20 protein-coding genes are annotated in these 21134 nt (G+C 70.2%); 14 read left to right on the forward strand and 6 right to left on the reverse strand.

Annotation, left to right across the window (positions count from 1 at the left end; translation table 11 throughout):
* Window positions 1–219 precede the first annotated feature (219 nt).
* Window positions 220–978: an IclR family transcriptional regulator gene (locus ACIHIX_RS44405; protein ID WP_399966367.1), complete on the forward strand. Its 759-nt coding sequence runs from the start codon at window positions 220–222 to the stop codon at window positions 976–978.
* 76 nt (window positions 979–1054) lie between these two features.
* On the opposite strand, the gene ACIHIX_RS44410 is transcribed toward ACIHIX_RS44405, so the two are convergent.
* On the reverse strand, window positions 1055–1825 hold the full coding sequence (locus ACIHIX_RS44410) for an SDR family NAD(P)-dependent oxidoreductase (protein ID WP_399966318.1): 771 nt from the start codon (window positions 1823–1825) through the stop codon (window positions 1055–1057).
* A 3-nt stretch (window positions 1826–1828) separates the two neighbouring features.
* Window positions 1829–3361, reverse strand: coding sequence for a long-chain fatty acid--CoA ligase (locus ACIHIX_RS44415; RefSeq protein WP_399966319.1), 1533 nt, complete (start codon window positions 3359–3361; stop codon window positions 1829–1831).
* 171 nt (window positions 3362–3532) lie between these two features.
* Between ACIHIX_RS44415 and ACIHIX_RS44420 the strand changes: the two genes are divergently transcribed.
* The 3 genes from ACIHIX_RS44420 to ACIHIX_RS44430 are packed head-to-tail and all read left to right on the forward strand — an operon-like array spanning window position 3533 to window position 6576.
* On the forward strand, window positions 3533–4321 hold the full coding sequence (locus tag ACIHIX_RS44420) for an enoyl-CoA hydratase/isomerase family protein (protein ID WP_399966320.1): 789 nt from the start codon (window positions 3533–3535) through the stop codon (window positions 4319–4321).
* Window positions 4322–4360: 39 nt separating this feature from the next.
* Entirely contained in the window at window positions 4361–5416 is a 1056-nt protein-coding gene (locus tag ACIHIX_RS44425; RefSeq protein WP_399966368.1) for an alcohol dehydrogenase catalytic domain-containing protein, read from the forward strand.
* A gap of 5 nt (window positions 5417–5421) precedes the next feature.
* A complete protein-coding gene (locus ACIHIX_RS44430; protein ID WP_399966321.1) occupies window positions 5422–6576 on the forward strand; it encodes an acyl-CoA dehydrogenase family protein in 1155 nt (384 codons plus the stop codon).
* Window positions 6577–6616: 40 nt separating this feature from the next.
* Here ACIHIX_RS44430 and ACIHIX_RS44435 read toward each other — a convergent pair whose 3' ends face one another.
* Window positions 6617–7324 carry a TetR/AcrR family transcriptional regulator gene (locus tag ACIHIX_RS44435; RefSeq protein ID WP_399966322.1) on the reverse strand — a complete coding sequence of 236 codons (708 nt, stop codon included), beginning with the start codon at window positions 7322–7324 and terminating at the stop codon, window positions 6617–6619.
* A 154-nt stretch (window positions 7325–7478) separates the two neighbouring features.
* Between ACIHIX_RS44435 and ACIHIX_RS44440 the strand changes: the two genes are divergently transcribed.
* The gene (locus tag ACIHIX_RS44440; RefSeq protein ID WP_399966323.1) at window positions 7479–9479 is read left to right on the forward strand and encodes a pyruvate dehydrogenase complex E1 component subunit beta; all 2001 of its coding nucleotides are present in this window, start codon (window positions 7479–7481) and stop codon (window positions 9477–9479) included.
* Window positions 9480–9646: 167 nt separating this feature from the next.
* Here the strand turns inward: ACIHIX_RS44440 and ACIHIX_RS44445 are convergent, their stop codons facing one another.
* Window positions 9647–10693, reverse strand: a complete 1047-nt coding sequence (locus ACIHIX_RS44445) for a cyclase family protein (protein WP_399966324.1) — start codon at window positions 10691–10693, stop codon at window positions 9647–9649.
* A 163-nt stretch (window positions 10694–10856) separates the two neighbouring features.
* Here ACIHIX_RS44445 and ACIHIX_RS44450 point away from each other — a divergent pair, with 163 nt between their 5' ends.
* Together ACIHIX_RS44450 and ACIHIX_RS44455 are read left to right on the forward strand one after the other, a co-directional pair.
* Window positions 10857–11255 carry a YybH family protein gene (locus ACIHIX_RS44450; protein WP_399966326.1) on the forward strand — a complete coding sequence of 133 codons (399 nt, stop codon included), beginning with the start codon at window positions 10857–10859 and terminating at the stop codon, window positions 11253–11255.
* Window positions 11256–11286: 31 nt separating this feature from the next.
* A complete protein-coding gene (locus ACIHIX_RS44455; RefSeq protein ID WP_399966327.1) occupies window positions 11287–11706 on the forward strand; it encodes a nuclear transport factor 2 family protein in 420 nt (139 codons plus the stop codon).
* A gap of 58 nt (window positions 11707–11764) precedes the next feature.
* Here the strand turns inward: ACIHIX_RS44455 and ACIHIX_RS44460 are convergent, their stop codons facing one another.
* Complete coding sequence (locus ACIHIX_RS44460; RefSeq protein ID WP_399966329.1) at window positions 11765–13435, reverse strand: flavin-containing monooxygenase; 1671 nt, start codon at window positions 13433–13435, stop codon at window positions 11765–11767.
* 179 nt (window positions 13436–13614) lie between these two features.
* Here ACIHIX_RS44460 and ACIHIX_RS44465 point away from each other — a divergent pair, with 179 nt between their 5' ends.
* The 6 genes from ACIHIX_RS44465 to ACIHIX_RS44490 all read left to right on the forward strand — a co-directional run bounded on the left by ACIHIX_RS44465 (window position 13615) and on the right by ACIHIX_RS44490 (window position 18644).
* Window positions 13615–14007, forward strand: coding sequence for a carboxymuconolactone decarboxylase family protein (locus tag ACIHIX_RS44465; protein WP_399966330.1), 393 nt, complete (start codon window positions 13615–13617; stop codon window positions 14005–14007).
* Between the two features lie 91 nt (window positions 14008–14098).
* The gene (locus tag ACIHIX_RS44470) at window positions 14099–14839 is read left to right on the forward strand and encodes an SDR family NAD(P)-dependent oxidoreductase (protein WP_399966331.1); all 741 of its coding nucleotides are present in this window, start codon (window positions 14099–14101) and stop codon (window positions 14837–14839) included.
* Window positions 14840–14891: 52 nt separating this feature from the next.
* Window positions 14892–16088 (forward strand): NAD(P)/FAD-dependent oxidoreductase, encoded by a 1197-nt coding sequence (locus tag ACIHIX_RS44475; RefSeq protein ID WP_399966332.1) that lies wholly within the window; start codon window positions 14892–14894, stop codon window positions 16086–16088.
* Window positions 16089–16129: 41 nt separating this feature from the next.
* A complete protein-coding gene (locus ACIHIX_RS44480; protein ID WP_399966333.1) occupies window positions 16130–16324 on the forward strand; it encodes a ferredoxin in 195 nt (64 codons plus the stop codon).
* 49 nt (window positions 16325–16373) lie between these two features.
* Window positions 16374–17612 carry a cytochrome P450 gene (locus ACIHIX_RS44485; RefSeq protein ID WP_399966334.1) on the forward strand — a complete coding sequence of 413 codons (1239 nt, stop codon included), beginning with the start codon at window positions 16374–16376 and terminating at the stop codon, window positions 17610–17612.
* 90 nt (window positions 17613–17702) lie between these two features.
* A complete protein-coding gene (locus ACIHIX_RS44490; RefSeq protein WP_399966336.1) occupies window positions 17703–18644 on the forward strand; it encodes an SDR family NAD(P)-dependent oxidoreductase in 942 nt (313 codons plus the stop codon).
* 261 nt (window positions 18645–18905) lie between these two features.
* Here ACIHIX_RS44490 and ACIHIX_RS44495 read toward each other — a convergent pair whose 3' ends face one another.
* Complete coding sequence (locus ACIHIX_RS44495; RefSeq protein WP_399966338.1) at window positions 18906–20363, reverse strand: MFS transporter; 1458 nt, start codon at window positions 20361–20363, stop codon at window positions 18906–18908.
* A gap of 267 nt (window positions 20364–20630) precedes the next feature.
* On the opposite strand from ACIHIX_RS44495, the gene ACIHIX_RS44500 reads away from it, so the two are divergent.
* A complete protein-coding gene (locus tag ACIHIX_RS44500; RefSeq protein ID WP_399966340.1) occupies window positions 20631–20954 on the forward strand; it encodes a nuclear transport factor 2 family protein in 324 nt (107 codons plus the stop codon).
* The last annotated feature ends 180 nt before the right edge of the window (window positions 20955–21134 follow it).

Consider the following 21134-nt stretch of genomic DNA (forward strand, 5'->3'; position numbering starts at 1 on the left):
CGGGCAGCGGTACATTTTTGTGCCACCAGTCAAATAGACCGGTCGTCCCAATTTATTAGGTGCATGACTCTATCTCTGCGGCCCATGCCATTGATACCTTGACGCAGGCGCCGAACTAGAATTGATTTCAGTTTGAGCAGAGAGGCACCGACGATGACGTCTGCCCTTCGCCTGAGCACGCGATCGTCCGAGGCCGACGGGCCCGCGCTGCCTCCGTCGATGATGGAGCGCGTGACGTTGATCATGGACCTTTTCGAAAGTCCACAGACGCACCTGACACTGGAGGCCGTCTCCCGCCTCACGCACCTTCCGCGCTCGACCACCCATCGGATCCTCGACCAACTGGTCCGCCTGGACTGGCTGCGGCACACGGTGGCCGGATACACCCTGGGCACCCGTGCGCTGGGCCTCGGGGGGCGCGAGATCGGCCACAGCGCACTGCGCGCCGCCGCCGCACCGCATCTGCTGGACCTCGCGGTGCGCACCAGGATGGTCGTGCACCTGGCCGTGCTCGACGGGCCGGAGGTCTACTACCTGGACAAGGTGGGAGGCCGGGCTGCCGTGGACATACCGTCGCGGGTCGGCGGACGGGCGATCGCCCACTGCACGGGCCTCGGCAAGGCCATGCTCGCCTGGCTCAGCGCGGAGGAGATCGACGCGCGGTACACGCAGGCGATCGAGCGCCGCACCCATCACAGCATCGGCAGTCTCGACCAACTCCACCGTGAACTCGGCCTCGTGCGCCGCCGCAACGGCCTGGCGATCGACCGGGGGGAGTGCTTCCCCCATCTCGGCTGCGTGGGGCTCGCCCTGCGCGGGCCGGACGGGCCCGTCGGGGCGATCTCCGTGGTCGGCGACGGCCGTTCCTCCCTGGAGTTCGTGGCCCCGCTGGTGGTCAACGCGGTGCGGGCCGTCTCCGAGGACCTCTTCGGCGCCTCGGCGTCGTACCGCCGCGAAGTGCCTGACGTCTCCGCATAGTGCGAAGCCGCCCCAGTGAGGACTGGGGCGGCTTCGCACGGTCCCGTGTCTCGTCAGCCGGCCGGCCGAGGTGTGGTCACCATGCTGTCCAGCCCCCGTCCACGGTGACGGTCGTACCGGTCACGAAGCGTGAGGCGTCCGAGGCGAGGAACACCGCGGCCCCGCCCAGCTCCTCGACACTGCCCACCCTGCCCAGGGGAGTGCCCTTCACGATCCGCTCGCCCCAGCGGCTGTCCAGCAGGCCCGAGCTGAGGTCCGTACGGAAGTACCCGGGCGCGAGGGAGTTGACCCGCACCCCGCGGTCCGCCCACTCGACCGCGAGGGCCTTGGTGAGCGCCTCGACACCGCCCTTGCTGGCGGCGTACGCCGCGATGCGCTCGAAGCCCGTGCTCGCGTGCACCGACGAGACGTTGACGATCGAGCCGAAGCCCTGTTCCAGCATGACCTTGCCGGCCTCGCGGCAGCAGGAGAAGGTGCCCTGGAGGTTGATGTCGAGCACCCGCCGGAAGTCCTCGTCGGTGACGAACTCGCTGCGGGTGAAGTGCGGGCTGATGCCCGCGCAGTTGACGACGGCGTCCAGCCGCCCGGTCGCCCGGGTGATCCGCCCCACCGTCGTGCGGACGGCGTCCGGGTCGGCGACCGAACCGGGCAGCACCAGTACCTTGCCGCCGTGCGCGGCGAGTTCGGCCTCCAGGCTCTCCAGGTCGGCGCCCGTGCGGGCGGTCACCGCCACGTCCGCCCCGGCCTGGGACAGGGCGACCGCGATCGCCCGGCCCAGGCCCTTGCCCGCACCGGTCACCCAGGCGGTTCTGCCGTCGAGGCGCAGGTCGGTGTTGACGTCGGCCATGGCTCAGCCCTCCATGGGGATGTCACGCAGGGTCCGCTTGAGGACCTTGCCCGAAGGGGTACGGGGCAGTTCGTCGACGACCTCGAAGCGGACCGGCACCTTGAACTTGGCCAGCCGCTCCAGACAGAACGCGCGCAGTTCATCGGCTCCCGCGCTCGTTCCCGGCCGGAACACCACGAAGGCCCGCGGGACCTCGCCCCAGCGGGGGTGGACCAGGCCGACCACGGAGGCTTCCAGGACGGCGGGGTGTTCGTAGAGGACGCGCTCGACCTCGGGTGTGGCGATGTTCTCGCCGCCGGAGACGATCATGTCCTTCTTGCGGTCGTCGATGTAGAGGAAGCCGTCCTCGTCGAGGTGACCGATGTCGCCGGTGTGGAACCAGCCGTCCCTGAGGGCGGCGGCCGTGGCCTTCTCGTCGCGCCAGTAGCCCGCGAAGACCTTCGGGCCGCGCAGCGTGATCTCGCCCAGTTCGCCGGCCGGGACTTCTCTGTCCGCGTCGTCGACGATCCGCACGCGCGTGTGCGGCACGGGGCGGCCGACCGAACCCAGCTTGGACAGCGCGTGTTCCCGGTCCAGGAAGGTGTCGCCGGAGACGGTCTCGGTGAGGCCGTAGGCGTCGGCGAACCAGGCGTTGGGGAAGGCGTTCATGATGCGCCGCAGGACCGGTTCCGGTGTCTTCTCGCCGCCGCCCAGGATGAAGCGGACGGACGCGGTGTCGTACGAGGCCCGGTCCGGGACCTCCAGCACCGCGTTGACCATCGCGGGCGCGAGCCACGCGTTGGTGACGCGGTGCTCCTGGATCGCGCTCAGGGCGCCCACCGGGTCGAACTTCCGCTGGAGGACCACGCCGCCGCCCGCGTAGAGGACGCCGAGGGCCGGCATGTCCAGGCCGCCCACGTGGTAGAGCGGGCCGCAGACCAGCGTGGTGTCGGCTGCGGTCAGACCGAAGTGGACGATGTGGGCCAGGTTCTTCGCCTGCACGTTCCCGTACGTGATGCGCACACCCTTGGGCCGTGAGGTGGTGCCCGAGGTGTACATCAGGCGCTGGAGGTCGTCGGGGCCGACGTCCACCGGCTCCACCCGGGCGCCGTGATGCCGGTCCAGGAGGGCCTCGTAGTCGGTCCACCCGTCGGGCAGGGGCTCGCCCTCCACCAGGATCCGGTGCTCCAGCTCCGGCAGCTTCCCCGCGATGCGGTCCGCGGCGCGTTCGAACTCCGGCTCGGTGACGATGACCTTCGCCTGGGCGTCGCCCACGATGTACGCCCATTCCTCTTCGGACAGGCGGTAGTTCAGCGGCAGGAACACCGCGCCGACGCGATTGACGGCGTAGACGAGTTCCAGGAACTCGGGCCGGTTGTAGAGCAGCAGGGCCACGACGTCGCCGCGTCCGACGCCCAGCTCCGACAGACCGGCGGCCAGCCGGTTCACCCGCTCATGCAGGGCGCGCACGGTCAGACGGCGCTCGTCCTGTGTCACGGCCACGGCGTCGGGCCGCTGGGCCAGGTGGTAATCGAGGATGCTCGAAAAATTGTGCACGGCGACTCTCCGGCTCGGCGGCCGGGATTGTCCCGACCGGTCGGTTGCCCGCTACCAAGATTTAGTGTACCTCTTGGTCTATAAAACGCTGAGCCGCACTTTACGACGGAGCCCACCGGCCGACAACCATCCGGGCGGGCCGAGTCGCTTCCCCCACCGAGGAGGGCCCCCTTGCCTCGCATCCGCCTGGAAGCCGACGGACCCGTCGTCACCGTCCGCCTCGACCATCCACCGATGAACGCCTTCGACACCGCCCAGCGCGGCGAGCTGGCCTCCGCCGTGCGCGACCTCGCGGACGACCGCGGGGTGCGCGCCGTGGTGCTGTACGGCGGCGAGCGCCTCTTCGCCGCGGGGGCGGACGTCAAAGCGCTCGCCGCGATGGGCCCCGAGGAGGTGCGGGGCTGGAACCGGGCGCTCCAGCGGACCTTCGACGACGTCGCCCGGCTGCCCGTACCGGTGATCGCCGCGGTCACCGGATACGCGCTGGGTGGCGGCCTGGAACTGGCTCTCGCCGCCGACTACCGAGTGGCGGCCGACGACGCGGTCCTGGGGCAGCCTGAGGTGCGGCTCGGCATCATCCCGGGCTCCGGCGGCACGCAGCGGCTGACCCGGCTGATCGGACCGTCCCGGGCCAAGAACCTGCTGATGACCGGCCGTCGGGTCGCCGCCGGCGAAGCGCTGCGCCTCGGGCTGGTCGACGAGGTCGTGCCTGCGGACGAGGTGTACGAGGCCGCCCTTCGGTATGCCCGGCGGCTCGCCGACGGGCCCGCCGCGGCGCTGGAGGCCATCAAGGAGGCCGTCGACCACGGCGGCGACACGGGCCTCTCCGCCGGCCTGGCCCTCGAACGCGCCCTGTTCACCGGGGTGTTCGGCACCGCCGACGCCGCCACCGGCCTCCGGTCCTTCCTCGATCACGGCCCTGGCAAGGCCCGCTTCGAGGGCCCCGCGCGGGACAACTAGGCGCGCGGGACAGCGGTACGACACGAAAGGGTGGAGCAGATGAAGGCGCTGCGCTGGCACGGTGCCCGTGACCTGCGGCTGGAGGAGGTACCGGACCCGCCGGAACCCGGGCCGCACGAAGCCGTGATCGATGTGGCCTGGTGTGGGGTCTGCGGCACGGACCTGCACGAGTTCACCGAGGGCCCGCACATGATCCGCGACGATCCGCACCCGCTGACCGGTGCCCGTCCGCCCCTCGCCCTGGGCCACGAACTGAGCGGCACGGTAAGGGCGTTGGGCGTCGAGGTGCCCGGGATCGCGGTGGGGGACCGGGTGACGGCCGACCCCGTGTGGCGGTGCGGCGTCTGCTTCTGGTGCACCCGCGGTGAGTACCACATCTGCCCGAAGAGCGGCTCGGTCGGCCTCGCCTCGCCCGGTGCCTTCGCCGACCGGGTCACCGTGCCGATCGCGGGACTGACCCGGCTGCCCGACAACGTGAGCGACGAGATGGCGGCCGTCGCCGAGCCGCTCGCGGTGGGCCTGCACGCCGTCACCCGGGCCGGTGTCCGGCCCGGCGACAACGTCCTGGTCGTCGGCGGTGGCCCCATCGGCTTCGCCGTCGTCCTCGCCGCCCGCCTCGCCGGGGCCGCCGGGCTCTATGTGGGCGAACCCCTTGAGGAGCGCCGGGACAAGCTCCTCGGCCTCGGGGTCACTGAGGCCTTCGACCCGCGCGAGAGTGACGTGCGCCGCGAGGTGTTCCTGCGGACCGGCCGCATCGGCCCGGACGTCGTCATCGACGCGACCGGTGTCCCCGCGCTCGCGGCCCAGGCGGTGGCCACCGTCCGGCGGGGCGGAAAGGTCGTGCTCGCCGGGGTCGGGCACGGCAGTGTCTCGTTCGACATGGGCCAACTCGTCTTCTACGAGCGGTCCGTGGTCGGCACGCTCGGCTACAACTTCGACATCCCCCGGGTGATCGACCTGATGAGCACCGGGCGCCTGGACGCCTCACCCCTGATCACCGGACGTTTCTCGCTCTCGGAAGGAGCCGGGGTCTTCGCGGACCTGGCGGCCGACCGCGCACGGCACCTGAAGGTGCTGCTGACCCCGAAGGGATAAGTGACATGGATTTCGACCTGCCTGAGGAGACGCGGGACCTGCAGGACATGGTCCGCGAGTTCGCGGCCAAGGAGATCACCCCGAACGCGGCCGAGTGGTCGGAGAACGAGGTGTTCCCGACGCACATCTTCACCAAGCTCGGCGACCTCGGCCTGATGGGCATGCTGGTGCCCGAGGAGTACGGGGGTGCGGGCTCCGACACCGTCTCCTACGTGGCCGTGATGGAGGAACTCGGGGCCGCCGACCAGTCGGTGGCCTCCTCCTGGAACGCGCATTCCACCATCGCCACCCTGCCGCTGCTCACCTACGGCACCGAGGCGCAGAAGCAGCGCTGGCTGGCCCCGCTCGCCCGGGGCGAGGCCATCGGGGCGTTCGGGCTGACCGAGCCCGGCGCCGGGTCCGACGCGGCGGGCATCACCACCACCGCCCAGCGCCGGGACGGCGGTTGGGTGCTCAACGGCACCAAGATGTTCATCACCAACGCCGGCACCGACATCAGCCAGGGCGTCACCCTGCTGGCCACCACGGGCAGGGACGAGGACGGGCGGAAACGGTTCGCCACCTTCTACGTCCCGACCGGCACCCCCGGCTACGGCTGCGGGGCGAAGCTGAAGAAGCTCGGCTGGCACGCCATGGACACCCGGGAACTCGTCTTCGACGACTGCTGGATCCCCGACGACCATCTCATCGGCGAGGAGGGGGGCGGGCTGCGCCAGTTCCTCTCCGTCCTGGACAAGGGCCGCATCAGCGTGGCGGCTCTCGGCATGTCCCTGGCGAAGGCGGCGCTCGCACTGGCCGTCAAACACGCCACCGAGCGGCACCAGTTCGGTCGGCCGCTGTCGTCCTTCCAGGCGGTGGCGCACAAGATCGCTGACATCGGCACGGAGTTCGAGGCGGCCCGCTGGATGGTCTACCGCGCCGCCTGGCTCGCCGACCAGGGCCGCCCGTACAGCAAGGAGGCGGCCATGGCGAAGCTGTACGCCTCCGAGGTCGCCCACCGCGCCGCCTCCCAGGCGGTGCAGATCCACGGCGGCTACGGCTATGTGCGGGAGTCGGAGATCTCGCGGTTCTACGCCGACGCCAAGATCCTGGAGATCGGCGAAGGGACGAACGAGATCCAGCGTGACGTCATCGCGCGGGCGCTGGTGAAGCAGGTCTGAGCGGCGAAGGGGCCCGCGGGGTACGCCGCGGGCCCCGGAGTCAACTCGCCAGTGAGACCGGTGGCCACGGGGCCTCGGGATCGAGCGGCAGACGGGGGTGGGCGCGCTTGAACGCCTTCGCCGCCTCTTCCACGTCCGGCAGGGTGGCGCCGGGTGCGCCGAACCCGAGCAGCAGGGTGTGGCAGTACTCCCGCGACAGCCGGGCGGCGTCCCACCGGCCCCCTGGCTTCGCCCACTGATAGGTGTGGTTGTGCAGGTTGAGGAACTGCAGCGTGACCAGGCGGGGATCGGTCGCGCGGCAGTCGCCCTGCTCGATCGCCTCCGTGAGCAGACTCGTGACCACCCGCTCGAACGCGGCGCGCTGGTCCAGCAGGGCCCTGAGCGGGACGCCGGTGAGGTTGCGGTAGTCGTGCTCGTACACCCGGATGTGGTCCAGCCTGCGGAAGATGATCGTGAGCAGCGACTCCGAGAGCAGACGGAGCCGGACCAGCGGCGGGGATTCGAGCGCGGCGATCTCCCGGGCCCGGGAGAGCAGGGGGGTCATTACCCGGGACTGGATCTCGATCAGCAGGTTCTCCTTCGAGTCGATGTAGTAGTACAGCGCCCCCTTGGCGAGCCCGACCGCACGGCCCAGATCGTTGACGGAGGTCGCCGCGTAGCCCTGGCGCGCGAACAGCTCCGCGGCGGTGTCGATGATCTTCTGGCGTCTGACCTCGAAGCCAGGTCCGTGGCCCGGTGGTCTGGGCATTGTTTTTCTCCCCGCCCGATAAGCCGATGTGTCAGCGCGTTGTGGCCTTTTTCTCGTTGTGCTGCAATCAGTTTGCTAGACCAGACGGTACATTAAAAGTACGACTCAGGCGGTGCGGCGATGTGCCGACCGCGCGAGCATTGCGAGGACGCGCATGACGACTGAGGCACCGCAGCAGATCCCGACCGGATCCGGGCACGCGGACCAGCTCCTGGAGATGTACCGGCGGATGCGTCGCATCCGACGGTTCGAGGAGCGGGCGTCCGAGTTGTACAAGGCGACGGAGATTCCCGGCTTCCTTCATCTGTCGATCGGTCAGGAGGCCTCCGCCGTGGGCGCGTGCTGGCCGCTCGGCCCGAGCGACGGCATCACCTCCACCCACCGTGGCCACGGCCATGTGCTGGCGAAGGGCCTGGACTCGGCGTCGATGATGGCCGAGCTGATGGGCAAGGAGGCCGGCACCTGCCACGGACGGGGCGGCTCGATGCACATCGCCGACCCGGGTCTCGGCATCTACGGCGCCAACGGCATCGTCGGCGCCGGACTGCCGATCGCCGCCGGGGTGGCGACCGCGGCGAAACTCCGCGAAGCGGGCGACGTCGTCGTGGCGTTCTTCGGGGACGGCGCGGTCGCCCAGGGGATGTTCCACGAGGCCGTCAACCTGGCCGCCGTATGGGATCTGCCGGTCGTCTTCCTGTGCGAGAACAACCACTACTCGGAGTTCTCGCCCGCCGCCGAGCAGCACCGGGCCGGCCTGTCCGCCCGGGCGGCGGGATACGGCATCGGGTACGCGCACGTCGACGGCAACGACGTGCTCGCGATGGCCGGGATGATGACCGACGTGGTGGCGCGGTTGCGGGCGGGCGGCGGCCCGGTGCTGGTCGAGGCGGAAACCTACCGCTGGCACGGCCACTACGAGGGCGACCCCGAGCGGTACCGCGCCCCCGAGGAGGTCGCCGCCGCCAAGGAGCGCGACCCGCTGGTCATCGCCCGACGGCACCTGGCCGACGCGGGCGTCCCGGCCGCGCTCGCCGACGCCGTCGACGAGGAGATCGACAAGGAGATCGAGGCGGCGGTCCACTGGGCCAGGAGCCTGCCCGAGCCCGCCCCGGAGACGCTGTACGACTTCGTCTCCGCTCCCCGTCCCGCCCTCCCCGAGCCCGCGACTCCCGCCGCCGGCGGTGAGATCTTCCGCTCCATGGACGCCGTACGACTGGCCCTGGAGCACGAGTTGACGGCCGATCCGTCCGTGTTCGTCGCCGGTATCGACGTCGGCGCGGGCGGCAATGTCTTCGGCCTCACCCGGGGGCTCGCGCAGGCGTTTCCGGGCCGGGTGCGGGACACGCCGATCAGTGAGAGCGCGATCCTCGGTACGGCGGTGGGGGCGGCCATGGCCGGGATGAAGCCGGTCGTCGAGATCATGTACATGGACTTCATCGGCGTAGCCCTGGACATGCTGCTCAACCAGGCCGCCAAGCTGCGCTTCATGACCGGCGGACGGGCGTCCATGCCGCTCGTGGTGCGCACCCAGTTCGGCGCGGGGCGTTCCTCCGGCAGCCAGCACTCGCAGAGCCTGGAGGCGCTGCTCGCCCACATCCCCGGGCTGACCGTCGTGATGCCGTCCAACCCGGCCGACACCTACGGCCTGCTGCGAGCGGCCATCCAGGACCCCAACCCGGTGGTGTTCATCGAGAACCGTCTCCAGTACGGGTTCAAGGGTCCCAAGCCGCCGTCCGACCACACGGTCCCGCTCGGCAAGGCGAAGGTGGTTCGCGAGGGCACCGACGTCACGCTCGTCTCCTGGTCGCGGATGGTGCAAGACGCCCTGGCCGCCGCCGAGGTGCTGGCCGCGGACGGCGTGAGCGTGGAGGTCGTCGACCTGCGCACCATCGCCCCGCTGGACCGGGAGACGGTGCTCGCCTCCCTCGCCAAGACCAACCGCCTGGTCATCGCGCACGAGGCCGTACGGGACTTCGGCGTCGGCGCCGAACTGTCCGCTCTCGCTGTCGACGAGGGCTTCTGGCACCTGGACGCACCTGTCACCCGGGTCGCGGCGCCCCCGGTTCCCGCCCCGTACGCGCCCTCCCTGGAACGGGTGTGGCTGCCCTCGCGCGACACCATCGCCGACACGCTGCGCCGCATCGCGGCGGTGTGACCCCCCGGTGGGCGCGCCCGAGGAGCGCGCCCACCGCACGCGGCGCCCTATGACGAAGAGATGCCCCAGGACCTGGTCCTGGGGCATCCTCTGTGTGGTTCCGCCGCCGGCCCGCGTGATCGGCAGGACCCTTCCGGGCCGGCGGCGGGTCCGGTCCCGCCCGTCCGTCAGACGGTCGCGACCGGAGTGAGCGGGCTGCCCTGGGTGCCGGGCAGGTTCAGCGGGGGAGCGGTGAGCAGGAAGCGGCTGCGGTTGTGCTCGCGCAGCCAGGCCGCCAGGTCGTGCAGGTACCACAGCTCGCCCATCGGGACACCGAGCTTGAACAGGCACAGGTGGTGCAGCGGAAGCAGCGTGTGCGGGCCCTGGGCCTGGGTGACGCCCACGCCCTCGATCGCGTAGTTGTCCGAGGCGATCGCGGAGATCTGCGACTCGGCGATCCATTCGAGCAGTTTCGGGTCGTCCGCGTCGAGGTAGGCCGCGGTCTGGTGGATCGCCACGGGGTCGGGGTTCTTCTGCCAGGCGAGGATCTGGGTGGCGAAGCCCGTGTGCAGCAGGAGGATGTCGCCGGGCTCGACCACGACGTTGTCCGCCGCCATGATCTCCTGAAGCTGCTGGAAGTTGACCGCCTGATAGCCGGTGCCCAGGTGGTGGGCGATGTCGATGAGGACACCGCGGCCCTGGACGCCGTGCTGCGCCATGTGCTCCAGGCCGAGGTGGCGGGCGAAGCTGAGGCTCCCGCTGCCGTCGCCCTTGGCGTCGTCCTCCGGTCCGACGAGGTCGGCGCCGGGCCGGTAGCCGTTGTAGTAGACCGCCTCGGCGACGCCGTCGCCGTCGGCGTCGAACTCGGCGCCCTGGTGGGCGAGGGCGTCCCACTGGGTCGAGTACTGCAGCCACAGGGTGACCACGTCGTCCGACCACACGTCGATCAGGTCGGGCGAGAAGTGCTCGCTCGCCTTGATGTTGTAGAAGACGTCCTGCTTGTGCTGGAGGTCCTCGGTGGGCCGCAGGATCGGCGGGTAGCGGCGCTGGTTCAGCGAGGTGCCGCCCGGATAGTCGAGCGGCAGGCTCAGGCTGAAGGTGACCCCGTGCTCGACCTCCCGCACTCCCTGAAGGACCTTCTCGGCCGTGAGCAGGTTGATACGCCCCAGCTCGTCGTCCTCACCGAAGTCGCCCCAGGTCGAACCCGGCGGCCGCTGCTTCCAACGCTTCGTCACGATAAACGCCTCCTTAGACGACGGTCCCCGTCGACAGTCGTCCGCATGCTATTTCTAATGTACCGCTCGGTCAACAAGTCTGACTGCTTGAGATTTGGGCCTTCATATTACCCGCCCAGATCAATAGACTGAGCGGTCGAAACACCTACCACTTGGAGAGACGATGAGCGAATCCACACAGGCGTGGGTCGCGGCGGGCGTGCGCGCCGTGATCGGAGCACACACCCAGGCCCAGGACGCCGGCCGCACCGACGAGATCGTCGCGCTGTACACGTCCGACGCGGTGCTGGAGCTGCCGGGGACCGACCCCATCCAAGGCCACGACGCGCTGCGTGCCGCCTTCAAGGGGTGGGAGCCGACGCAGCCCCAGCTGCACCTGGTGACGAACACGGTCGTGACCTCCGCCGACCTCGACGAGGCAACGGCGGCGAGCGACGTGGCCTTCCTCCAGCGCGGTGAGTCGGGCTGGAGCGTGCAGGTCACCGGGCACTACGACGACACACTGCGCCGGGTCGACGGCACCTGGCTGCTGTCGCGCCGCACGACGACGTACCAGGTCTGACCGTCCGCCGCCCCTTCCACCTTGGAGTGAGATGAGCACCACTTCCTTCGACGCCCAGGCCGATGCCGAAGCCGCGGTCGCGGCCGGTGTGCTGGCCGCCATCGGCGCCTACGCGCAGGCCCTGGACTCCGGTCACACGGACGACATCGCCGAGCTGTTCACCCCCGACGGCGTCGCCGAGATCGCCGGCGTCGCCACCTTCGAGGGTCGGGACGCGATCCGCGAGGGCTACGCCGCCTTCGCCCCCGCGCAGCCGCAGCTGCACCTGACGGCCAACACGGTCGTCACCGCGGTCTCCGAGGACGAGGCCACGGCCGTGAGCAACCTCGCCTTCTTCCAGCGGGGCGAGGCGGGGTGGGCGGTGCAGCTGGTCGGTCGCTACGACGACACGCTGCTCCGCCACGACGGTGTGTGGAGGTTCCGGCGCAGGATCACCACGTTCCTGCCGTAACGGGCCGCCGAAACACGGAACGTCCGTACCGCTCCCGCGGTACGGACGTTCCGTGCGGTCAGGCCGTGGCCGGTTCGTCGGTGCTGTCCTGCGCCTTGGAGAAGGCGAAGGCCGGGAAGTCGTTCTCGACCGACTCCTTGATCAGCTCCTGGAGCTTCCAGCGTCCCAGCGGGTTCAGCAGCTGCTTGACCGCCTTGCCGGGGATGTTCGCGCCGTAGAAGTAGCTGCTCTTGTTGAAGGAGAGCTGGGCCTCGCTCGCGTTGACGAGGTCCGTCCACTCCTGCTCGGCGGCGGCCGTCACCTCGACGACCGCATGGCCGTGGTCGCGGGCGTGGACGAGCAGGTCCATGACGTAGTCGACCTGGTCGCCGGAGTAGCGCGGGTTGTTGCCGAGGGCGCCGTGCGGGCCGCCGGGGAAGTACAGGTTGGGGAACCCGGCGGTGACGACGCCCAGGTAGGTGGAGGGGCCGTCCGCCCAGTACTCCTTCAGTGGGAGACCCTGCCGGCCCCGCACTCCGAGCCGGTTGAGGGCCCCGGTGCCGAAGTCGTAGCCGGTCGCCCAGATGATGATGTCGAAGTCCTGGTGACCCTCGGAGGTCTCGATCCCGGTCTCGGTGATCCGCACGATCGGCGTCTCGTTGATGTCGACGAGCTCGACGGTGGGCTTGTTGTACGCCTCGTAGTAGCCGGTGCCGAACGGAGGGCGGCGGCCGCCGTAGCCGTGGCCCTTGGGGATCAGCTTCTCCGCCGTCGCCGGGTCCTTGACGATGGAGCGGATCTTGGCGGCGATGAACGCGCAGAACTCCTCGTTGACCGTGGGGTTCGTGGTCATGTCGTAGTAGTGCTCGGAGAGCTTGGTGAAGCCGGGGCTGTTCCACTTCTGCTCGTAGAACTCCTGGCGTTGCTCCGGGGTGTCCTCCAGGCCCGACCGCATGGTGATCTGGTGGAGGAAGCCGCTGGGCGAGGTGTTGAGGGTGTCCCGGATGGACTCGAAACTCCCCTTGAGGTCGGCCTGTTCCTCGGGGGTGATGGGCCGGTTGTTGAGCGGCGTCAGCCAGTCGGCCACCTTCTGGTACACCGTCAGCTGCGCGACCTCGTCGGCGATCGCGGGCACGATCTGGACGCCGCTGGAGCCGGTGCCGATCTGGGCCACCCGCTTGCCGGCGAAGTCCACGGGCGTCTTGGGCCAGCGGCCGGTGTGATGCTGTTCGCCGCGGAACTCCTCGCGGCCGGGGATGTCGGGGACGAACGGTACGGAGAGGATGCCGGTGGCGGCGGCGACGTGGCGCGCCCGGTGCTCGGTGCCGTCCTCGGTGCGCACCGTCCAGGTGCCGGAGGTCTCGTCCCACACGGCCGAGGCCACCTTCGCGCCGAACACGATGTGCCGGCGCAGGTCGAACCGGTCGACCACGTAGTTGAAGTACCGCTCGATCTCGGGCTGGCCGGCGAACTGCTCCGACCACTCCCACTCCTCCCACAGTTCCTTGGAGAACAGGTAGCCGTAGGTGTAGCTCTCGGAGTCGAAGCGCGCTTCGGGGTAACGGTTCCAGTACCAGGTGCCGCCGACGCCGCTGCCCGCCTCCAGGAGGCGTACCGAGAATCCGGCGTCCTGGGCCCGGTAGAGCTGGTAGATGCCGGTGACGCCGGCTCCGATGACCAGCACGTCGACAAGGCCGCCGTGGTTATTGAGGCCCTGGTCCGCCGGGCCGGCCTTCGTGGTTTCGCTCATGTGCTCTCCCGCGTGAGCCTGGATTGTTAAGTCGACCGGTCAGTCGAATAATGAGGCTGAGAGTAGAGGAGAGGTCGGATTCGTTCAATGGATGCGAATCTCATCCGAGACATTGATTGTACCGACCGTCTGGTCTAACTTTCGCTCAGGGACGCGACGACGCGCAACGGGAGTCAGCCATGAGTGACAGAAGTGTCGAAGAAGCCACTGATCTGCGGGCCGCGGGCTGGAAGGCCATGCGGGCCGCCCTGCCGGGCGTGTTCCCCGAGCAGGACATCGACCTGCGGGACGGCCGCCTCGGGGAGGACCTCGTGGACATCGGCCTCACCAGCGTGTGGGGGGCGCTGTGGGGCCGCGAAGGACTCGCCCCGCGTGACCGCAGCCTGGTCACCCTCGGCATCCTCATCGCCCTCGGCGCGGAGACGGAACTCAAGACCCACGTCCGCATCGCGCTGACGAACGGGCTGACCCAGGACGAGATCGCCGAGGTCATCTACCACTCCAGCGGCTACACCGGGTTCCCGCGCGCGGTCGCGGCCCGCACCGCCGCACGCGAGGCCCTGGAGAGCTGACCACCGCCACCGGCCGGGGTGTCAGCCGCCGGTACCCGGTCGGGGTTTCAGTCGCCGGCACCCGCACACCACGAGCACACGAGGAGCACACATGTCACTGCAGGGAAAGGTCGCGGTCGTCACGGGCGGCGCGCGGGGCATCGGACGCGGGATCGCGACCGTCCTCGCGGCGAAGGGGGCCGCGGTGGCGGTCTGGGACCTGAACACCGAGGGCGCCGAGAAGACCGTCGCCGAGATCCACGAGGCAGGCGGCAAGGCCATCGCGGTGGGTGGTGACGCCGCCGACGCCGCGGCCGTGGCACGCTCCGCCGCACGCACCCGCGACGAACTCGGGCCCGTCACGATCCTCGTCAACAACGCCGGGACGACCGCCTACGAACCCTTCACCAGCATCAGCGAGGCGGCCTGGGACCGCATGATCGGGATCAATCTCAAGGGCCCGTTCCTGGTCACCCAGCAGCTCATCCCCGACATGATCGAGGCGGGCTGGGGCCGCATCGTCAACATCTCCTCGTCGTCCGCCCAGACCGGCGCACCCGCCATGGCGCACTACGCCTCCTCGAAGGGCGGCGTCATCGGCCTCACCAGAGCGCTGGCGCTCGAATACATAGGCCAGGGCATCACCGTGAACCACGTCCCACCGGGGTTCATCGACACCCCGCTGGTGCGCCAGGGCCCCGTCGACGTGGACGCCGCCGCGGCCACCATGCCCATGAAGCGGGCCGGCTCACCGGCGGACATCGCCCACGCGGTCGCCTACCTCGCCTCCGAGGAAGCCGGCTATGTGACCGGCCAGACGATCAGCGTCAACGGCGGCCGCTACTTCTACTGACCCCCGCCCGCCACGCACCGAACCACGCACCAACGCCCCACTGGAGCCGAGCATGAGCATCGAGGACGACGTCAGGGCCCCCGCCCACGTCCTGGTAGTGGGCGCCTCCGCGTCCGGACTGACCACCGCGGAGGCCCTGCGCCGCAAGGGCTACGAAGGCCGCATCACGGTCCTCGGCGACGAGCCGCACGCGCCCTACGACCGCCCGCCGCTGTCCAAGCAGGTGCTCTCCGGGGCCTGGGAACCGGACCGCGCCGCCCTGCGCACACAGGACATGCTCGACGCTCTGGACGCGGAGTTCGTCCTCGGCGACCCGGCGGTCTCCCTGGACACCGCGACCCGGACGGTGCGCACCGGCTCCGGACGTGAGCTGCGCGCCGACGCCGTCGTGATCGCCACGGGAGTACGGCCGCGGACCCTGCCCGGCCAGGAGGGCCTGTCCGGCGTACACGTCCTGCGCACCGTCGACGACTCCCTGACCCTGCGCAAGGAACTGCTCGGCGCCTCTCGCGTCGTGGTCGTCGGCGAAGGCGTGCTCGGCTCCGAGATCGCCGCCACCGCCCGCACCCTCGGCCTGGACGTCACCCTCACCGGCCCGCTGGCGGCGCCGATGGCCCTCCAGGTCGGACCGCTGGTCTCCGGCGCCCTGGGCGAGCTCCACACCGAACGCGGGGTACGGCTGCGGCTGGGCAGCGGTGTCGAGGGATTCACCTCCGAGGCGGGGCGGGTCACGGGGGTACGGCTGACGAGCGGGGAGGAGCTGCCGGCCGATGTCGTGGTGGTCGCCATCGGTGCCGTCCCGACCACCGCCTGGCTCGCGGACAGCGGCCTCGAACTCGACAACGGTGTGGTCTGCGACTCCCGCTGCCGCGCCGAGGAGGGCATCTACGCCGTGGGCGACGTGGCCCGCTGGCACCACGAGCACCTCGGCCGGCTCATCCGCCTGGAGAACCGGACCAACGTCACCGAACAGGCCGCCGCCGTCGCGGCGGGCATCCTCGGCGACGAGCAGCCCTACACCCCGTTGCCCTACTTCTGGACCGACCAGTTCGACGCCAAGCTCCAGGTCCACGGCTTCCTGCCGACCGGCGCCGAAGTGGACATCGTGGAAGGGGAGTTGGCCGCACGACGCTTCGTCGCCCGGTACCGCAGCGAGGGCCGCGTCACCGGTGTCCTCGGCTGGAACATGCCCAAGCAGACGCGGCTGCGCCGCCAGGAGATCCTCGACGACCTCGCCGTCGCCCCCTGAGCCCCTTTCGCCCCCACCCCGTCACCACCAGGAGAAGCACCATGAAGATCGTCATCGACGAGGACAAGTGCGTAGCCGCAGGACAGTGCGTGGCCGCCGCCATGGACGTGTTCGACCAGCGCGAGGACGACGGCATCGTCGTCCTGCTCGACCCGAACCCGCCGGCCGAACTGGCCGACGACGTCCGCAACGCCGCCGCGGTGTGCCCCGCTCTGGCCATCCGTATCGAGGAATAGCCGTCTCGAACCTCACTCCTTCCCCCCACCCCATCACCGAAGGACGACCATGGCTGAGGGATCCGTCCGGCAGACCGCCGACGAGAGCACGTACTTCTACCAGGACGACCGGGACGCCAAGTGCCCGTTCGCCCCACCGCCGGGTCTGCGCGCCCTCAACGAGGAGGGGCCCGTCTCCAGGGCCCGCATCTGGGACGGCAGCACCCCCTGGCTCGTGACCGGGCACGCGGCGCAGCGGGCCGTCCTGTCCGACCCCCGGGTCAGCTCGGACGACAAACGGCCGGGCTTCCCGTACCCGAACAAGGCCATGGCGGAGACCGCCCATCACCACCCGCTCACGATCTTCAACGCGGACGGCGCCGACCACACGCGGATCCGCCGCATGATGACCCGGCCGTTCACCCGCCCCCGGATGGAGGCGCTGCGGCCGGACATCCAGCGATTCACCGACGAGCTCATCGACAAGATGCTCGCCGGCCCCAAGCCGGTGGACCTGGTGACGGCGCTGTCGCTGCCGCTGCCCTCACTCATGATCTGCGCACTGCTCGGAGTGCCCTACGAGGACCACGACTTCTTCCAGGAGCACGCCTCCTTCGCCACCCGCAGCGACAAGACGGCCGAGCAGCAGAACGCGGCCAACCAGGCGCTGGGCGGCTATCTGGCCGGGCTGCTCCAGAAGAAGATGGAGGAGCCCGCCGAGGACGTCCTCTCGGACTTCGCCGCGCGGATCCAGGACGGCGATCTCACCCTCCCCGAGGCCACCCTGCTCTCCATGATCCTGCTGATCGCCGGCCACGAGACCAGCGCCAACATGATCACGCTGGGCACCGCCCTGCTACTGGAGAACCCCGACCAGATCGCACGGCTGCGCCAGGTGGAGGACACCCGGGAAGCGGCCGGCGCCGTCGAGGAGATCCTGCGCTATCTGACCGTCGCGACGTTCGGACAACGGCGCATCGCCGCCGAGGACTTCGAGTTCGAGGGCGCGCAGATCAAGGCGGGCGACGGCATCATCGTCCCGCTGCCCGCCGGCAACTGGGACCCGGAGGCCTTCCCGGAGCCCGAGAAGCTCGACCTCACCCGCAAGGCGACACACCACCACGCCTTCGGCTGGGGCATCCACCAGTGCCTGGGCCAGCAACTCGCCCGGATCGAGCTCCAGGTCGTCTACGGCACCCTCTACCGGCGCGTCCCGACCCTGCGCCTCGCGGTCGACCGCGACGAACTCTCGTTCCGGCCGGCCGACGCGCTCGCCTTCGGCATCGGCGAGCTGCCGGTCACCTGGTGACAGGGACGTCCGGCCGTTGAACCGCGGGTCCCTTCCGTACGGGTGGGGCCCGCGTCCGTATCCACACCCGCAGCACAACAGGAGTCAGGCATGAGCGAGTTCAGTTTCGAAGGACGCGTCGCGGTCGTCACCGGCGCCGGCCGGGGGATCGGCCGGGCCCATGCCCGCCTTCTGGCGGCGCGTGGGGCGAAGGTCGTCGTCAACGACCTGGGCGGGTCCATGGAGGGTGACGGCGCGGACGTCAGCCCCGCCCGGAAGGTCGCCGAGGAGATCACCGCGGCGGGCGGTGAGGCGGCGGCCGACACCAACGACGTCTCCACGGCCGCCGGCGGACAGGCCGTCATCGACACCGCGCTCGAGAGCTTCGGCCGCGTCGACATCCTCGTCAACAACGCCGGGATCATCCGATACGCGGGTCTGCCCGACATCGACGTGGAGAACCTGGAGCGCCACCTCGCGGTGCACCTCGTCGGCTCCTTCAACACGCTGCGGGCCGCATGGCCGCACTTCGTGGAGCAGGACTACGGCCGGGTCGTGCTGACGACGTCGAGCGGTGTGCTCGGACTGCCCAACAACCTGTCGTACGCGGCGGCCAAGGGCGGCACGATCGGACTCGCCCGCAGCGCGAAGCTGGCCGGCGAACCGCACAACATCAAGGTCAACCTGATCGCGCCGGCAGCCATGACCCGCATGGGCGGCGGCCCCGAGGAGGAGCCCACCGAGGCCGTCCCCGGCCAGCCCTACATGCCGTCCGACGCGGTCGCGCCGATGGTGGCGTATCTCGCCCACGAGAGCTGCCCCGTCAGCGGGGAGATCTACACGGCCGGCGCCGGCCGCTTCGCGCGCCTCTTCATCGCCTCGACCCCGGGATACGTGCAGCAGGACGGCCCCGCCACCATCGAGGACGTCGCGGCGAACTGGGATGCCGTCAACGACGAGAAGGGCTACTACGTGCCGTCGGATCTGATGGCGTGGTCGGGTGCGTTCCTGCAGCACCAGTTCACGCTGCCCGGGGGTTCCGCGGACGCGTAGGCGGAGCGGCGACACGTGGAGGGGGCGTGTCGCCGTAACGTCGTGGTGTGGAGGGTGATGGACCGGGGCCGGGCGGGACGCCCGGCCTTCGTGCTGTGTGAGCGCAGGGGGCGTGGCACCGGCGCGGGCCGGGGTACGCGCCCGCCGGAACAGGAGACGGCACGGGACCGGCTCCACGCTCCGTCCTCCCCACCCGGAGGGGTGCGAAGGACGAAGCGATCGGAGCCGGTCCCGTGCGAGGGGCGCCGGGGGAGTGCGGGGTCAGACCGCCTGGCCGACCTCGACCTCGTCGAGGCGTTTGTTCCTGGGGATGAGGGCGACGAGCACGGCGCCCACCGCACAGCATCCGACCACCAGCCACAGGCCGTTGGTGAAACCGGAGTCGAGGTAGAACTGAGTGCCGTGCATGATCGCTCCGTGCTGGGCCATCACCACGAACGCCAGCTGGGACACGACGATCTGGGCGACGCCTTGGCCCAGCGTCTGGGCACCGTTGGCCAGGGCCTGTTCCTCGGGGGTGACCGCCTCGATGATCATGATGGGCACGATGGCCATGACCATGCCCGTGCCGAGCCCGGCGATCAGCCCCATGCCCACGATCTGCTGGGCACTGTGGTGCAGTTGGGTGCCGATGCCGTAACCGATGACCGTGAGGGCGGAGCCGGCCCCCAGCAGGACGCGGGCGTCGAGGCGGCGGGCCAGCCAACCGGTGCCGACGGCCGAGACGATGATCATGGCGCTGATGGGGCTGGTGACGATGGCGTTGTGGGTGCCGGACCAGCCCAGCCCCTCGGAGACGCCCGGGATCTTCGGCATCAGGATCAGCATCTGGATCACCACGCCGACGGCGCTGAGCGCACCGGCCGCCACGGACGTGGCCAGCAGCACGGTCCACACCTGGCGGCGCCGGGTCATGGTCAGCGGGAACAGGGGCTCGGCGACGCGCCGCTCGACGAGTACGAAGGCGATCAGCGCAAGTGCCGCCCCGACCATGTACGCCGCGAACTTCCCGCTGCTCCAGCCCCAGCGCGAGCCCTGGCCGACGGCGTAGACGATCGCTGTGATCGCTCCGCCGAGGAGGAGTCCACCGATCCAGTCCATCCGGCCGCCTTTCTCGCGGACCGGACTCTCGGGCACGAGGGTGGCCACCAGGGTGAAGCTCACCGCGGTGCTGATGGCCATGAACCACAGCACGCCGCGGAAGCCGTAGTCGTCCAGGAGCCAGCCTGAGAGGAACGGTCCGCCGAACGCGACCAGTCCGACGCCGCCCGCGAGGATGCCGCTGGCCAGTCCGACCCAGCGGCGCGGGAAGACGTCACGAGTGATGGCGTAGGCCAGGGGCGCGGTGGCCGCGTAGACGCCCGCGATGCCGCGCCCGATCAGCAGGGTGCGGTAGTCGGTGGCGACGGCGGCGATCAGGTCACCGACGAAGCCGAGTCCGGTCGCGACGAGCAGGACCTTCTTCTTGCCGAACAGCGCGGCGGCCTTTACGGCGAACGGCAGGAAGAAGGTGCCGGTCAGCAAGGTCATCAGGGTGAACCACGCGATGTCCGTGGTCCGGAAGTGGATCGCCACCTCGGCCTGTGCGATGCCGGACAAGGCGGCCATCAGGGCGACGAGTTGGACGGTCCATACGAGGGCGACGACCACGAGGACGTTGCGCGTGGTGGAGAGGGATCTTTCCTGGGCCGGCGGAGCGGCGGCTTGTGTCTGGGGCATCGCGGCCTTCCAGGGGAGCGGGGACCGGAGTGCGGCTCTGGTCCAGGGGTGGGGATGCCCGGCGCGACGCCGGGGGTGGGGCTGCCGGAAAGATAGACCCAACGGTCGGTACAATCAATGAAGTGTGCAGAAGGTGAATCCCGTCTCCGGGAAGGTCTCGCTCGCACCGCTGCGACCAGGGGCTTCTTCGCCACCCCCGATGTGTGCCGCAGGCTTTGAGTCCCGCTCAGTGGGACGGCTCGCTTCCCGGCTTCGTGCCGGCGCTCGGTGAAGGTGCCCCGGCGGTGGTGGCCCGGTGGTGATCGGCTTCCGTACATCCAGCACAACCCGGAGGCGCAGGACAGTCCGCAGGCGTTCATCGGTTACGTCCACTGGCTGCGGGGCCAGTTCCCCGACCTTCGTCTGGACATCAAGCGGGCTGTCGCCGAGGGGGACCTGGTGGTCACCCACAGCAACCTGCATCTCAGGCCCGGTGACCGGGGCATGGCCGTCGCGGACTTCTGGCGCCTGGCCGACGGCAAGATCGTCGAGCACTGGGATGTGATCCAGGAAGTGCCCGAGAAGAGCGCCAACGACAACACCATGTTCTGACCGCGACCGGGTCCTCGCCCGGACCGGTCCGTACGACAAGCCGTGTGCCCCACTGCCGGCATCCGCACCACCTGGCCGTGGGGCGCGGCCCCAGGAGCGGGCCCCCCCCCCCGGGGGGGGGCAGGCACACAAAAACCCCCCCCCCCCCAGGTGGGCCCCACACAAAACTTACCGCAACAG

The sequence above is a fragment of the Streptomyces sp. NPDC051913 genome, assembly GCF_044593635.1.
Taxonomy (GTDB): domain Bacteria; phylum Actinomycetota; class Actinomycetes; order Streptomycetales; family Streptomycetaceae; genus Streptomyces.

Bases quoted from the DNA above. Each gene is read 5' to 3' on its own strand.
- ACIHIX_RS44405 (WP_399966367.1), top strand. From the start codon at position 220: ATGATGGAGCGCGTGACGTTGATCATGGACCTTTTCGAAAGTCCACAG.
- ACIHIX_RS44410 (WP_399966318.1), bottom strand. From the start codon at position 1,825: ATGGCCGACGTCAACACCGACCTGCGCCTCGACGGCAGAACCGCCTGG.
- ACIHIX_RS44425 (WP_399966368.1), top strand. From the start codon at position 4,361: ATGAAGGCGCTGCGCTGGCACGGTGCCCGTGACCTGCGGCTGGAGGAG.
- ACIHIX_RS44430 (WP_399966321.1), top strand. From the start codon at position 5,422: ATGGATTTCGACCTGCCTGAGGAGACGCGGGACCTGCAGGACATGGTC.
- ACIHIX_RS44435 (WP_399966322.1), bottom strand. From the start codon at position 7,324: ATGCCCAGACCACCGGGCCACGGACCTGGCTTCGAGGTCAGACGCCAG.
- ACIHIX_RS44440 (WP_399966323.1), top strand. From the start codon at position 7,479: ATGACGACTGAGGCACCGCAGCAGATCCCGACCGGATCCGGGCACGCG.
- ACIHIX_RS44450 (WP_399966326.1), top strand. From the start codon at position 10,857: ATGAGCGAATCCACACAGGCGTGGGTCGCGGCGGGCGTGCGCGCCGTG.
- ACIHIX_RS44455 (WP_399966327.1), top strand. From the start codon at position 11,287: ATGAGCACCACTTCCTTCGACGCCCAGGCCGATGCCGAAGCCGCGGTC.
- ACIHIX_RS44460 (WP_399966329.1), bottom strand. From the start codon at position 13,435: ATGAGCGAAACCACGAAGGCCGGCCCGGCGGACCAGGGCCTCAATAAC.
- ACIHIX_RS44465 (WP_399966330.1), top strand. From the start codon at position 13,615: ATGAGTGACAGAAGTGTCGAAGAAGCCACTGATCTGCGGGCCGCGGGC.
- ACIHIX_RS44470 (WP_399966331.1), top strand. From the start codon at position 14,099: ATGTCACTGCAGGGAAAGGTCGCGGTCGTCACGGGCGGCGCGCGGGGC.
- ACIHIX_RS44475 (WP_399966332.1), top strand. From the start codon at position 14,892: ATGAGCATCGAGGACGACGTCAGGGCCCCCGCCCACGTCCTGGTAGTG.
- ACIHIX_RS44480 (WP_399966333.1), top strand. From the start codon at position 16,130: ATGAAGATCGTCATCGACGAGGACAAGTGCGTAGCCGCAGGACAGTGC.
- ACIHIX_RS44485 (WP_399966334.1), top strand. From the start codon at position 16,374: ATGGCTGAGGGATCCGTCCGGCAGACCGCCGACGAGAGCACGTACTTC.
- ACIHIX_RS44490 (WP_399966336.1), top strand. From the start codon at position 17,703: ATGAGCGAGTTCAGTTTCGAAGGACGCGTCGCGGTCGTCACCGGCGCC.
- ACIHIX_RS44495 (WP_399966338.1), bottom strand. From the start codon at position 20,363: ATGCCCCAGACACAAGCCGCCGCTCCGCCGGCCCAGGAAAGATCCCTC.